Source organism: Curtobacterium sp. NPDC090217, from assembly GCF_044746705.1.
GTDB lineage: Bacteria > Actinomycetota > Actinomycetes > Actinomycetales > Microbacteriaceae > Curtobacterium.
Genome location: NZ_JBIVCR010000001.1, coordinates 1,131,264 through 1,144,465 on the forward strand (window position 1 = coordinate 1,131,264; position 13,202 = coordinate 1,144,465).

General features: G+C 71.5%; 14 protein-coding genes and 1 tRNA gene. 8 read left to right on the forward strand and 7 right to left on the reverse strand.

Translation table 11 applies throughout. The features are described from left to right. The first annotated feature begins 99 nt into the window (after positions 1-99). Positions 100-264, forward strand: coding sequence for a hypothetical protein (locus tag ACIPJ2_RS05730; protein WP_402727949.1), 165 nt, complete (start codon positions 100-102; stop codon positions 262-264). A gap of 173 nt (positions 265-437) precedes the next feature. Here the strand turns inward: ACIPJ2_RS05730 and ACIPJ2_RS05735 are convergent, their stop codons facing one another. After that, positions 438-1,457 (reverse strand): glycerate kinase, encoded by a 1,020-nt coding sequence (locus ACIPJ2_RS05735; RefSeq protein WP_402727950.1) that lies wholly within the window; start codon positions 1,455-1,457, stop codon positions 438-440. 29 nt (positions 1,458-1,486) lie between these two features. After that, positions 1,487-2,605 (reverse strand): FAD-dependent oxidoreductase, encoded by a 1,119-nt coding sequence (locus ACIPJ2_RS05740; RefSeq protein ID WP_402727951.1) that lies wholly within the window; start codon positions 2,603-2,605, stop codon positions 1,487-1,489. 80 nt (positions 2,606-2,685) lie between these two features. Here ACIPJ2_RS05740 and ACIPJ2_RS05745 point away from each other — a divergent pair, with 80 nt between their 5' ends. Beyond that, positions 2,686-3,093 (forward strand): DUF2087 domain-containing protein, encoded by a 408-nt coding sequence (locus ACIPJ2_RS05745; protein ID WP_402728319.1) that lies wholly within the window; start codon positions 2,686-2,688, stop codon positions 3,091-3,093. 71 nt (positions 3,094-3,164) lie between these two features. Here ACIPJ2_RS05745 and ACIPJ2_RS05750 read toward each other — a convergent pair whose 3' ends face one another. Both ACIPJ2_RS05750 and ACIPJ2_RS05755 read right to left on the reverse strand, forming a co-directional pair. After that, complete coding sequence (locus tag ACIPJ2_RS05750; protein ID WP_402727952.1) at positions 3,165-3,968, reverse strand: hypothetical protein; 804 nt, start codon at positions 3,966-3,968, stop codon at positions 3,165-3,167. Between the two features lie 132 nt (positions 3,969-4,100). After that, on the reverse strand, positions 4,101-5,525 hold the full coding sequence (locus ACIPJ2_RS05755) for an MFS transporter (protein ID WP_402727953.1): 1,425 nt from the start codon (positions 5,523-5,525) through the stop codon (positions 4,101-4,103). 101 nt (positions 5,526-5,626) lie between these two features. Here ACIPJ2_RS05755 and ACIPJ2_RS05760 point away from each other — a divergent pair, with 101 nt between their 5' ends. Beyond that, a complete protein-coding gene (locus ACIPJ2_RS05760; RefSeq protein WP_402727954.1) occupies positions 5,627-6,448 on the forward strand; it encodes a helix-turn-helix transcriptional regulator in 822 nt (273 codons plus the stop codon). Between the two features lie 34 nt (positions 6,449-6,482). On the opposite strand, the gene ACIPJ2_RS05765 is transcribed toward ACIPJ2_RS05760, so the two are convergent. Then, a tRNA-Gly gene (locus tag ACIPJ2_RS05765) sits at positions 6,483-6,556 on the reverse strand. 209 nt (positions 6,557-6,765) lie between these two features. Here ACIPJ2_RS05765 and ACIPJ2_RS05770 point away from each other — a divergent pair. Continuing rightward, complete coding sequence (locus ACIPJ2_RS05770) at positions 6,766-7,854, forward strand: DUF6177 family protein (RefSeq protein ID WP_402727955.1); 1,089 nt, start codon at positions 6,766-6,768, stop codon at positions 7,852-7,854. After that, on the forward strand, positions 7,844-8,191 hold the full coding sequence (locus ACIPJ2_RS05775; RefSeq protein ID WP_281266729.1) for a hypothetical protein: 348 nt from the start codon (positions 7,844-7,846) through the stop codon (positions 8,189-8,191). Before ACIPJ2_RS05770 ends, ACIPJ2_RS05775 begins: the two co-directional genes overlap by 11 nt. Before the next feature lie 46 nt (positions 8,192-8,237). Here the strand turns inward: ACIPJ2_RS05775 and ACIPJ2_RS05780 are convergent, their stop codons facing one another. Both ACIPJ2_RS05780 and ACIPJ2_RS05785 read right to left on the reverse strand, forming a co-directional pair. Beyond that, entirely contained in the window at positions 8,238-10,193 is a 1,956-nt protein-coding gene (locus tag ACIPJ2_RS05780; RefSeq protein WP_402727956.1) for a cytochrome c oxidase assembly protein, read from the reverse strand. Between the two features lie 154 nt (positions 10,194-10,347). Further along, on the reverse strand, positions 10,348-11,451 hold the full coding sequence (locus tag ACIPJ2_RS05785) for a GNAT family N-acetyltransferase (RefSeq protein ID WP_402727957.1): 1,104 nt from the start codon (positions 11,449-11,451) through the stop codon (positions 10,348-10,350). Between the two features lie 88 nt (positions 11,452-11,539). Between ACIPJ2_RS05785 and dcd the strand changes: the two genes are divergently transcribed. The 3 genes from dcd to ACIPJ2_RS05800 all read left to right on the forward strand — a co-directional run bounded on the left by dcd (position 11,540) and on the right by ACIPJ2_RS05800 (position 13,069). Beyond that, complete coding sequence (gene dcd / locus ACIPJ2_RS05790) at positions 11,540-12,127, forward strand: dCTP deaminase (protein ID WP_402727958.1); 588 nt, start codon at positions 11,540-11,542, stop codon at positions 12,125-12,127. A gap of 100 nt (positions 12,128-12,227) precedes the next feature. Continuing rightward, entirely contained in the window at positions 12,228-12,743 is a 516-nt protein-coding gene (locus tag ACIPJ2_RS05795; RefSeq protein WP_402727959.1) for a helix-turn-helix domain-containing protein, read from the forward strand. Beyond that, the gene (locus tag ACIPJ2_RS05800) at positions 12,740-13,069 is read left to right on the forward strand and encodes a DUF86 domain-containing protein (RefSeq protein WP_281266734.1); all 330 of its coding nucleotides are present in this window, start codon (positions 12,740-12,742) and stop codon (positions 13,067-13,069) included. Before ACIPJ2_RS05795 ends, ACIPJ2_RS05800 begins: the two co-directional genes overlap by 4 nt. Positions 13,070-13,202: the final 133 nt, after the last annotated feature.

Below are 13,202 nucleotides of genomic sequence, written 5' to 3' on the forward strand. Positions count from 1 at the left end.
AATCCGTCGTCACGATGCCGTCCGCGTCCTGCGGATCCCTGGCACAGCGGAGCGACCTCGGGAGACACCGGGCCAGTGGCCCACGAAGGGCTGGTCCTGATGACCGCCACATCCGCATCCCTGCCGTCCCACGAGTGGCACCGCCGAGGCCTCCGTTCCCCGTCCGAGATCGCCGCACTCGTCGAGGCACGTCTCGGGCACCCCATGCTCGCGGTCGTCGACGAGCCCACCTACGCCGACTTCCTCCGGGCCCCCGCCGCCTGACGCCGCTGCCGGGGCCCGTGTGCCGGGCCGTCCGGGCCGTCCGGGCGTTCCGCGAAAGCGACACCCTCCCGCCGAAGTCCCGCGGCAATCTGTCGCTTCCGCGGCACTGACCGCGGGTCAGGCCCGGGCTCTGTCGCTTCCGCGGCACGGACCGCCGGCGCCGACCTGTGCCGTCAGGCCATGCGGGCCAGGCGCTGCCCTGCGATCCGGGCGAAGCGCAGCGGGTCCGCGAGCGCATCAGACGGTGAACCGGTGGTCTGCGTGGCGATGACCGTCAGGGAAGCACCCGCGTCCCAGTCGTCGAGCGGAGCGTCGATCGCCCCCACGACGAGCATCCGCCGACGTCCTGAAGCGAGCGAGGCCACGACCGACGGCACCTTGCCCACGGCACTCTGCCCGTCGTAGCGCCCCTCACCCGTCACCACGACGTCGGCAGTCGCGACCGCACCGGGGAGCCCGAGCACCGAGGCGATCCCAGACGCCCCACCCGCGAGCGTCGCGCCCCACACCAGCAGCCCGAATCCGGCACCTCCCGCGGCACCCGCTCCTGGCGTGGACGGGTCGACGTCCGGGAACCGCGCGGCCCACGCCGCCAGTCGTTCCTCGTGCACGGGAACGCGCGACGGGGTGATGCCCTTCTGCGGACCGAACACCGCCGCAGCACCGGACGGCCCGAGCAGGGGTGATGTGACGTCGGTCAACACCGAGACCCCGAGCGGCGGCAGCGGGCGGAACGACCCGTCGGGGAGGGTCAGCGCGGACAGCAGTCCCTCGCCTCCGTCGGTCGACGCGCTCCCGCCGATGCCGAGCACGAGCCCGGTCGCCCCGGCGTCGAGCGCTGCGGCGATCGCCTGCCCGAAGCCGATCGTCTGCGCGGTGTCCGGCTGCAGCGTCGTCAGCAGCGGGAGCCCGCTCGTCGCCGCGAGCTCGACGACCGCACGTCCGTCGGGCAGCGCCAGCCACGACGCGTCGACGGGGTCGCCAGCCGGCCCCGTCACGGTGATCGGCACGCGGCGGGCATCGGGGAACGCGGTCGCGAAGGCGTCGAGCGTGCCCTCTCCGCCGTCCGCCATGGGCACGAGCGTGACGGTGTCACCCGGGCGCTCCGATGCCCACCCCTCGCCGATCGCGGCGGCGACGGCGGCCGCGGTGGCGGTCCCCTTGAACGAGTCAGGAGCGATCACGACGTGCACGCGACCACCGTAGCGGTCACGTCGCGGACTCAGGCCAGCGCGAACCTCGGGTGCGGAGCACCGCCGGTCGCCAGGTCCGCGAGCATCTCCCCGAGGAGCGGCGCGAACTTGAAGCCGTGACCGGAGAAGCCCGTCGCGACGGTGATCGGCCCGCGACGGTCCATCACGAAGTCGTCGTCGGGGGAGTTGTCGTACAGGCAGCTGATCGGCGAGGGTTCGGTCGGATCGACACCTGGCACGAAGCGCGCGATGTACGCCTGCAGCCGCTCGAGCTCCTCGGGCACAGCGGTGAAGTCCCGCGCGTCCGGGTCGACGACCGGCCCGGTGCCGTGGAACCCGACCTTGACGCCCTCGCCCGGTGTGAGCAGCCCGTACACGTCCCCGCCGTCGAGCGGGTAGTGCACGAAGCTCGGCCAGGCGTCGTCCGCCAGGTGGCTGGGGAAGTGGGCCGGCTGCTCCTGGGTGACGCGGATGGCCGGGAGGCTCGCCCCGCGTGCCGCGAGCAGGTCGCCGACCAGCGCGGGAGCCCACGACCCCGTGGCCGCGACCACGGACCGGGTCGTCGTCCGCAGGACCGTTCCGTCTGGCTCGGAGGACGAGACGGTGACCGTGTCGCCGTGGTCCTCGATCCCGGTGACCCTGGTGTCGAACCGGAGTTCGGCGAGGCCGGTCCGCTCGGCGAGCGTGAGGAAGACCTCGATCGCGTCGGCGGAACGGATCCGGCCGGCGGTGGCGTGCGCGAGGACGTGCCCCTCGAAGGCGAGCCCGGGCCACCGTGCTGCTGCGGCCTCCTGGGTCAGGGTCTCGTGGGGGATGCCGGCGTCGGACAGCGCCGCGGCGATCGCATCGACGACCTCTGGCCGACCGTGGTCGACGGCACCGGTCCGGTCGAGCAGCGTCTCGCCGCTCGCGGTCTCGAGCGCGTCCCATCGTTCGAGTGCGCGCGTGGTGAGCGCGACGTACTCCGGGTCCGCGTACCCCTGCCGGAAGATCCGCGTCGCGCCGTGGGACGAGCCGAGGTGGTGTCCGCGACCGTGCTGCTCGAGGAGCAGGACGCGCTCGCCCCCGGTCGCGAGGGCGTAGGCGGTCGCGGCGCCGACGACCCCGCCGCCGATGACGACGTGGGTGGTGGTCTGGTCCGAGGACATCTCCAGATCGTATGCGCTGGCCGCGACGGCCTCGATATCGTCGAGGACACTGAGACAAGGGTGGAGGGTCCGAAGTGAGCATGCAATCCGCGCTCCGGCGTGCACGACAGGTGGTCGCGGCCACGATGAACCCGGCGATCCCGGCGGACCGGTTCGAGTGGGTCGGTCCCGACGGGGCGGTCGACCGTGAGATGTTGTCGGAGACCAGGGAAGCGATCGAGCTCCTCCTCACCGACCGGGCTGTCCTGCACGTCGGACGGATCAGTGATCTGCCGATCGAAGCGAACAAGCGTCGAGAACTTTCGAACGCCATCGTGCGCACCGCGTTCGATCGGTTGCCGAGCCGGCGCAGCATCAGCGAGGAGACGCTCAACGCGGCACTCGCGATGTTCGTCGAGGACGTCGCGCTCGTCCGCCGCGACGCCGTCGACTCCGGCGTGCTCGTCCGCTCGCAGGATGGTGCCGCCTACCGACTCCAGTCGATGTGACGTCGTGCCGCTAGCTCGGGAAGCTGGCCCCCGCTCAGCGTCCCGCCGATGCTCACCCGACCGTGGCGGGGTCACATCCCGCTGCCGTCGAAGAACGCGGACAGGGCCGGTGCCGTGTCCGCGACGGTGGACACGTTCGCCAGGAGTACCACGCCGAGGAACAGGAGCATGCAGGGGAGCAGGACGCCCCCGACTGTCAGCACGCGTCGGAGCCGCCGATCGGGCTTGGGGGTGCGGGCCCGCCGTGCCCAGAGCGCCACGGTGCCGGCGGCGACCAGCACGATCGCAGCGACCGCGGTCCCGACGAGGGCGGCGTGGTAGAGCCGGAAGTCGTCGACGAGGGCGGTCAGCACCGGGGTCGTCGCCCCGGTAGCGAGCTGGTCGCGGACCTGCGCCACCGGAGCGCTGTCCAGCGGGAGGAAGTTCAGGACCGACGACAGCGGCGCGACCGCACCCTGCACGTTCGCCATCGCCACCAGCAGCACCAGCGGTGCGACCGCAGCGCCGAGCACCCCGACCAGCAGCAGGCCGGTCCGAGGTCCTCTGGAACTCGCACGTGCCCACGCACCCCAGATCCGCCTCCCGACCGGCAGGAGGGCGACCAGGAGTGCGATGGCCGCCGCGGCCTTCACCACGTGGAACACCGACCAGTACGACACCGCTGCGGCGAGCGGGGCGCTCGACGCCCGCCCCGACGCCACCCACTGACCGAACCCGGAGGCGACGTTGCCGGAGAGCTCCGCGACCGATAGGTGTGTCCCCGATGTCCAACCGGCGACGGCGGCCGGCGACAGCACCACGGCGATCGCCAACGCCCCCGCCAACGCGAGCCACGCGGCGCCGCGGCGGTCCAGGAGCTTCGTCGTGTCCACCATCGTGATCGCCCTCCAGGTCGTCGGGCACATCCCGATGGCACAACGCTAGGGAGACGGACCACGTGGCCGCGTCCTCCTCGATGACGAAGGCCGACCGTCGGAAGTCATCCTCTGGCGTGACCCGACGGCTGGTCAGCGCACCACGGGCGTTCGCAGCGTGGACCGTGCGGCGACGGCGACGACGAGCTGTGTGGCGACGAGAGCGCCCGCGACGACGGCGATGGCGAGGGTCCGGTCGATCGGCAGCAGCGCGGTGAAGAGGGTGCCGAGGACCGCGACCCCCAGCGCGAGAGCGGTCTGCTGCACCGTGACCATCACGCCGCCGCCGACACCCGCGAGGTGCGACGGGACGTCGGCGAGGACCGTCCCGAAGAGCGCGCCGACGCCGAGGGCCTGCCCGATCCCGGACAGCGCCAACGTCAGCACCACGGCGACTATCGGGGGCCCGTCGGGCGCGGCGATGACGAGCGCTGCGGTCCCCGCGAACCCGATCCCCTGGGTCAGTCCGCCGGCGATGAGCACCCTCCGTCCATGGCGTCGCAGGAGCGCGGGAACGGCGAACGAGGTGCAGACGTAGGCGATCGTGATCGGAGTGACGGCGACACCGGACCACAGCGGGCTGATCCCGAGGAGGTCCTGCGTGGTGAGGGCGAAGACGAACAGGAACGCACTGACTGCCGGGAAGAACACCAGCAGGATCGGGAGTCCTCGCCGCATGGATGGTAGCCGGAGCAGCGACGGCGGGAGCAGCGGCAGTCGCCCGAGACGTTCCGCTCGTGCTTCGACGACGACCAGCGCGGCTGCTGCCGGCGCGACGGCGACGAGGACCACGACGGTCCACACGGGCCAGCCGAGCGAGGGTCCCTCCGCCAACGGGACCAGCAGACAGACGAGCACGACGGCGAGCAGCACGACACCGACGAGGTCGAGCCCCGCGCGGACGGACGACCGGTTCTCCGGGACGGTGCGACGTGTGAGCAGCAACGCCGCGAGGCCGATCGGCAGGTTGACGAGGAACACCGTCCGCCATCCCAGGCCGAGGAGGTCGGCCTGGATGAGCAGCCCACCGACCAGCTGCCCGGCGACCGCGGAGAGTCCGCCGGCGACCGCGTACCGGCTGATGGCGCGAGCACGCGCGGGGCCTTCCAGCACGGTCTGCACCGTGGCGAGCACCTGCGGTGTCAGCAGCGCGGCGGCGGCGCCCTGGGCGAACCGCGCGAGCACCAGCACCGTCGCGGTCGGCGCAGTGCCGGCGAGCAGGGAGGTCAGGGCGAACGCGACGAGTCCGATGCCGAACAGGCGGCGTCGTCCGAAGCGGTCGCCGAGCCGGCCACCGAGGACGAGGAACGCGGCGTACGTCACGGCGTACCCGCCGGCGACCAGCTCGAGCGCTCCGGCGGACGCGTGCAGGTCGTGCGCGATGCTCGGCAGCGCGACGTTCGTGATGAACAGGTCGAGGTTGGCGAGGAACGGTCCGACGAGCAGGACCGTCAGTCCGAGCCTGCTGAGCGCCGGGGTGCGCCGCGATGCGGTGTCCTGGGACGTGCCTGAGGTCATGAGAGGAGCGTCGCGCAGGTGCACTGCTGGTACCAGGAGCCTCTTGGTACGGGTACCAGCACCACCAGGACGGAACGGCTCCCCAAGGGCAGGATGAGGTCGTGGACACTCGACTTCGCGAGCTCGGAGCGTTCCTGCGGTCGCGTCGCGGACGGATCCCGCCGCAGGAGATCGGCCTCGCCCCCGGTGGACGTCGGCGCACACCCGGGCTGCGGCGTGAAGAGGTCGCCCAACTCGCCGGCGTCGGCGTCACCTGGTACACGTGGCTCGAGCAAGGGCGTGACATCCACCCGTCCGAGCAGGTGCTGCGGGCCGTCGGTCGCGTGCTCCGACTCGATGACGACGAGCTGGCCTACGTGATGCACCTCGGCGGGTACCGAGTGACGCCCTCGTCACACGGTCGACCACGTGTGGACGACGTGGTGGTGCGGCTGATCGAGCGGCTGTCCCCGGTTCCGGCGTACGTCCAGGACGGCTGCTTCGACGTGGTCGCCCACAACGCGTCCTTCGGGCACCTCGTGACGGACCTCGACGCGCTGCCGACGACGGAGCGGAACACCATGTGGCTGGCGTTCACCGACGCGGACTGGCGTGCCGCGATGCCGGACTGGGAGTCGGTGACCAGACGGATGGTCGCGCAGCTGCGGTCGCAGAGCGAGATCGAACCGCTCGCCGACCGCCGCGCCGCGCTCGTCGCCGGGTTGAGCGCCGCCTCCCCGCGGTTCGTCGAGCTCTGGCATCGCCACGACGTGCTGCAACCGCGGACCGGACACAAGGTCTACGACAGCCCGCGGGTCGGACGGCTCCGGTTCGACGTCGCGACCACGTGGCTCGAACCCGATCCAGGGCTGCGACTGCTGGTGCACCTGCCGGCAGACACCGAGACGGAGGAGCGGCTGGGGCTCTTGGCGGCCCGGCGGTAGGGGACTGGTACCCGAGGACGACCACGGGGACCTGTGGAGCGAGTGACGGGAATCGAACCCGCGCTACCAGCTTGGGAAGCTGGAGTTCTACCATTGAACTACACTCGCGTGCCCGCTCAGCGGGACTCGACAACCATACCGGATTCTCGCCTGGAAGCCAGCCGACCGCGTGCCGTGTGCCGCCGTGCCGGGGCCGACCCGAGCCTCCCGTCCGGTGCCCGTGTCTCTTCTGTGAGCCCGCCCGCCTGACGGACAGGTGTCGGACGCGTGTGTACCGTCCAGGGAGTTCCAGCGACCCCGAACCGAGGAGGACCCGGATGGTCAGACATCCCCTCATCGACGACGTCGTCGGCCCCGCGATCGTGGTCGACTCCGACTCGCAGGTGGTGTGGCTGACCGAGGCGCTGGCCTCGCTGCTGCGGCGTGCGTCCGCTGCCGAACGCATGGTCGTGCTCCGGACCGGGCCGCAGGCTGCGCTCACGCCGGCGCTCCGCCACGCCCTGGGCGTGCACGGTGCCGCGTGGGCGGTGCGGGACTTCGACGGGAGCCTCCGCGACGGCCGGACCGGTGTCCGTGCCGCCGGCGTCGAGGACTTCGTCGAGCGCGGGCCGGAACTGCTCGGGACACCGTCCCCTGAACACCCGGTCGCCGGTGACTCGGTGCGCCAGATCAGCATCGACCTCACGCTGCGCCACCACGACGAGCGGGCGATCGACATCGGGTCCGCGATCGAGGCCCTGTGCCACACGGTCGGTACCTGTCCGACGCGCTGGGGGACTGCCGAACCGCTGTCGGTGCCGTGGGACCGCTGGGTGGTCACGCAGTACGCCAAGCACGAGTCGCCCGGCGTCAGCACCTCGTACGCCGTCGGCGACGGCTTCTCCGCGACCATGACCGCGCACCTCACCGACGGCGTCGTCATCGAGACCATGTCCGCCGTCCTGACGATCCCGGAGGACGGGGCGGACCCGGAGCTCGCAGACCGGCTGCTCGAGGCCGTGCACCGCGTTGCCGAGGACGTCGTCCCGGTGTTCGGCGTCGTCATGCAGCGACGTGGGGACGCCGACCACCTCGTCCGTGCCGTGTCGCACGGCGAACCGGCACCGCTCGCCGTCGTGGTCGGACCGGAGGCGGCCGGGTTCCTCGACCGAGGTGCCGTGTGGCCGCCGCCGCACACCTCGACCTCGACGTTCGGCGCCGGTGCTGCGGTCGACGGAGGCGGGCAGGGACTCATCGTCCGGCTCGAAGACGGCTGGACGGCGCTCGAGTCGTTCCTCGACCGCATCGACGAGGACCGCTTCCTCCAGCTGGTCGGCGGTGCTCCGCTCGACCCGGCGCACGACGAGGGAACGCTCGACGGGCACGTCAGTGCCGGCGGTCGGCACGGTGGCATCGGTGCCCCGTGACGTGACCCTGCTCTGCCGGGAACAGGTGGAGATCCGCGAGGTCGCCGAGGCGCTGCTGCTCCACGACGACACGTGGGGTGTGCGGGCACTCGACGACGGCCCGATGATGCAGGTCTGCCGTGACCAGGAACACCCGGTGATCACGGTGCTCGGCGTCCGCCGGGTCGACTCCTTCGACGAGGTGGAGCGGATCCTCCCGGATGCCCCGACCCTCGGAACCCCGCTGTGGTGGGTGGACACCGTGACCCCTGCCGGGTCGGACGGCGAGTCGGGGATCGCGGCTGCGCTCGAGGCCGCACTCGACCTCGACGCGGTCTGCATCGTCCACGGTGACTGACCGGCGGACAGCCGGACCCCGGTAGCGGACAGCCCGTGCGGCCGTGTCAGTCGCGGTTCATCGCGGACAGGCGCTCGTTGTACGCCTTCAGCTCGGCGTCCCCGTCGCGGTCGGCCTGGCGGTCGAGGCGCTTCGCGTCGCGCTTGTCCGACTTCACCCAGTTCCGCACCACGAGCAGCGCCACGAACACCATCGGCAGCTCGGATGCACCCCACGCGATGCCCCCGCCGGTGTGCTGGTCGGCGAGGAGTGCGGCGTCGTTCGTCTGCCCGAGGGCGTGGAACCAGTCGACGGCGTAGATCGACTCCGACGTCATCACGGCGACACCGAAGAACGCGTGGAACGCCAGGGTCGCGAGCAGGGCGATGATGAGGATCGGGTACTGCGGGCGCTTGGGACCGGGGTCGATGCCGACGAACACCCAGAAGAACAGGTAGCCGCTCAGCACGAAGTGGACGACCATCGCCACGTGCCACTCGTGCGACTGCATCGCGGCCTGGAACGCACCGGTGAAGTAGAACACCACGAGGGACCCGGCGAAGATCACCCCGGCGACGGCCGGCTTCGCCATGAACTGCATGTACCGCGAGTGCACGAACAGCATGAGCCACTCCCGGGCGCCGCGCGAGCCGTCGTTCCGGACCGGCAGGGTCCGCAGCGCGAGCAGTACCGGGCCGCCGAGCACGAGCGGCAGCGGCACGAACATCATCAGCAGCATGTGCTGGATCATGTGCGACGAGAAGTGGATCATGCCGTAGACCGACGGACCGGCCGAGGTCGTCCAGATGAACACCGCGCAGCCGAGCAGCCACGAGATCGTCCGGCCGACCGGCCACTTGTCGCCGCGCTTCCGGAGCTTCCGGACGGCGAAGAGGTACCAGCCGGCACCGACCACGGCGAGGGCGAGCCACACCCAGTCGATGTGCCACTGCGTCAGGAAGGTGTGCAGTGTCTGCGTCGGCGGGTACGGGTAGCCGATGAGGCCCGAGCGGGTGTCCTCGCCGGTCTCCGGGGTCTGCGGGATCGGCGGCTGGCTCCGGGACACCGCGACGGAGACGCCGATGGCGACGGCCATGAACACGATCTCGGCGAGGGCGAACCGGGTGAACGACCGGCGGTCCAGCGGGGAGCGCAGCAGTGCCGGCACGAGCTTCCGTCGCTGCACGACACCGGCGAGCCCGAGCAGGATCAGGATCGACGCCTTGACGGTGATGAGCCAGCCGTACGTCGTGGTGAACAGGTCGAGCGGCCCGGTCAGGCGGAGCGACGCGTTCACGATGCCCGAGAACGCCACGGCGGCGAACGACCACCCGGCGAGTGTCGAGTACCGGGCGACCATGCGTCCGGTGGCGCCCTTCGTCCTGGTGCGCAGTGCGACGACCGCGACGAGCCCTCCGGCCCACACGCACACCCCGATGAGGTGGATCGCGAGGGAGTTGACCGCGTTGGCGTGCTCGAGTGACCCGGCGGCGTGGCCGGAGAGCGCGAGGGGGAGCAGCGCGAAGAGCCCGGCGACCGTGGCCACGGCGAGCGTCGTGACCCGGGTCGCGAACGCCGCGAGCACCGTCGCGATGAGGATCGCGGCCGCCGACACGACGAGCGCCTGCCCGATCTCGACCTGGAACGCGAAGAGCATGAAGTTCCGCGCGAACACCGAGTTCGTCAGCGGGGCCCCGAGGGTGTTCGCCCCGGTGAAGACCAGGCTGACGACGGCGGCGAGGAACCAGATCGCCCCGGTCGTCGCCGCCCACCGGACCGCCCGGTGCTGGACGCTCGACATCGCGCCGTGGTCCTTCTTCTGCGCGGGGAGCGCGAACGCGGCGACGATGAGCAGCCCGATCGTGAGCGCCGCCATCGTGTCGTGCACCACCCGCGCGACGGGGAGCCCGTACTGCACGAGGTCACCGGCCGACACGAGCTGCTGGCTCGCCGTGAACGCGCCGGTCACGGTCATGCCGAGGATCGAGCAGCCGACCGCGAGCGGGATCGCGATGGCGAGCACGGTCGCGACGGTGGATGTACGAGCGGTGACGGGCGCCGATTCCGGCGCCGAGCCTCCAGGCTGTGTTTCGGGTGACGTGACGGTCATCGACCTGTTCCGGGGACGCTTGCGTCCGCGAGACCGCGGACCCTCCATGGTAGGCGCTGCCGACTGATCACACCTTGCGCTCCCAGATCCCCTCGCTGCCGACGCCGACGAACCCGACCGCCTCGTTCACGTCGAGCATCGGCCGGTTCTCCTCCGCGTTGAACGTCACGATGGACGGGTGCCCCGGGTGGTCCCGCTCGACCGTCTCGATCCCGACGACCTTGAGCAGCCAGCCGAGCCGGTGCCCGCGGTGTTCCCGGAGGACGAGCGTGTCCCACTGGAACACGGGCTGATCGCGGTCATCCGGCACGGACAGCTGCGTGAAACCCACCAGGGTGGTGCTCGGGACGTGTTCGACCGCGACGGTGAGCAACGTCCTGGGGGAGTCCTCGAGGTGTTCCTCGTGTTCCTGCAGCCGCTCGACGGTCCACACGTCCTCCGGCTCCTCCATGTCGCCCTCTGGTGCGTCGGTGCTCATCCGGGTCTCGAGCAGCGCGATGCCCGCCTGCCACTCGGTCGGCGTGCGACCCGTCCAGGAGTGCACGCGGTAGTCGGGACCTGCCGCGGTCGACGCCCGCTCGTGCAGGGTCTGCACCACCGAGTGGTCTGCCGGCAGCGCGAGCCGGCTGATGCGGTTCACCTGGCCGAAGCGCCAGCCTCGGCCGGTCAGGAAGCGGACCCCTGGCTCGTCCGCGGGGACGGCGCCGAACCCGGTCGGGGCGACGACGTACCCGGGGCCGGCAGCGGGACCGACCTGCCGCGACACCGCGTAGGTCTTCCATTGGGTGCGGCCCTCGGCGCGGGCGATGCCCTCGATGTGGTCGGCGAGCAGGGTGCCGATCCCGCGGCGACGGTGCTCGGGGTCGACGCCGATCGAGATCCAGCAGTTCGGGGTGCCCTCGGCGGTCTTCGAGTCGTACGCGCCGGCGGCGACGACGATGCCCCCGTCCTCGGAGTCCGCCGTCTCGTCCCGGACGACGAACAGGCGGCTCGGTGCCTCCGGATCGTGCTGCAGGGGGAGCTGTTCCTCGGCCTTCCAGGCGAGCTCGGCGAGGCCGTGGACGGCGACCTCGGAGCGGTTCGACACGTCGACCCACTCCTGGAACGCCCGAACCTTCGCAGGGTCGTCGGTCATGGTGGCGGGGACGTCGAGTTCGACGACGCGGTACACGGTGTGGTTCCTTCCGCCGCCCGTGCCGTCTGCAGGGCAGCCGAGCAGCATATCGGGGGAGCGCCTGTGCCCGCTAGGATTCCGTACCGTGCTGCTCTCCGACCGCGACATCACCGCCCAGCTCGCCGCAGGCCGGATCGGCCTCGATCCCCGCGATCTCTCGCTCGTCCAGCCGTCGAGCGTCGACGTGCGCCTCGACAAGTTCTTCCGGCTGTTCGACAACCACAAGTACCCCCACATCGACCCGGCCGTGGACCAGCCCGACCTCACCCGTCTGGTCGAGACCGACCCGGACGAGGCCTTCGTGCTGCATCCAGGTGAGTTCGTGCTGGGGTCGACGTACGAGGTCGTCACGCTCCCCGACGACATCGCCGCCAGGCTCGAGGGCAAGAGCTCGCTCGGCCGTCTCGGACTCCTGACGCACTCGACCGCCGGGTTCATCGACCCCGGGTTCTCCGGCCACGTGACCCTGGAGCTCTCGAACGTCGCGACCCTGCCCATCAAGCTCTGGCCGGGCATGAAGATCGGGCAGCTCTGCTTCTTCCAGCTGTCGAGCCCCGCGGACAAGCCGTACGGCTCCGCCGAGTACCAGTCGCGGTACCAGGGCCAGCGTGGCCCGACGCCGTCGCGGTCGGCGCAGAACTTCCACCGGACGGACGTCTCCGTCCGCGACTGACGTCCTCGCGGACGGCCCACACGCCCCGATCCGACACGCAGGGCAGAACGATCGGTGCGCGAGATGATACGAAATTTTTCATCTTGTGTATCGTGGCGTCATGTCAGGTGTCCTTGCACGACCCGCGGACCGACTGTCCGCGGCCGACCTCATCCGTGACGCGCGACTCCGTGCCGAGCTGACCCAGGTCCAGCTCGCGAAGCGGGCCGGCGTCACGCAGAGCGTCATCAGCACCTACGAGAACGGTCGACGCGAGCCGTCCCTCGCGGCGCTCCAGCGGTTGCTCTTCGCCGCGGGCTTCATGACCGTCATCGACCTGGAGCCCGTCGCCGATCCGCCGCCGCTCCGCGAACGGGTCGCCGCCGCCCGACTCGAGCTGCTCGAGGTCATCACGCGACTCGGCGGGATGAACCCGCGGCTGTTCGGCAGCGTCGCCCGGGGCGAGGACGGTCCGGACAGCGACGTCGACCTGATGGTGGACCTGCGCCCGGGGCTCGGGATCTTCGCCCTCATGCGCATCCAGGACGCCGCGGAGCAGGTGCTCGGCGTGCGCGTCGACGTCGTCGCGGCGGCCGGCATGGGCGAGGACGTCGTCCGGGACGCGGTGCCGCTGTGAACCGCGACGTCCCGGAGCGGCTCGACGACGTCATCCGGGCGTGCGGGGTCATCGACCGGTACGTCTCGGACACGTCGCTGCCGGAGGACCTGGTCTACGACGCCGTCCGGATGCGCCTCGTCGAGATCGGCGAGGCCGTGCGGATGCTCCCAGTGGCGGTGACGGCCGGCGAGCCGGGCATCCCGTGGTCGCGCGTCTCGCTCCTCGGCGAACGACTCACCCGGCGCTACTTCGACACGACGCCGGCGATCGTGCTCGGGACCGCGCGGGTGGACGTCCCGCACCTCTGCGAGGCGGCGCGCCGCCTGCGTGCCCGCCACGGCTAGCCCCGGCTCGCGCGCTCCGGACGGGAGGCTCGTGGCGGGCCCGCCACGAGCCTCCCGTCCGACGGTTGGTGGCGGCCGGCTGGTTCGCACCCCGGTGCGGACATCGCGCCCCGTCGCGAACGGGCGCGATGTT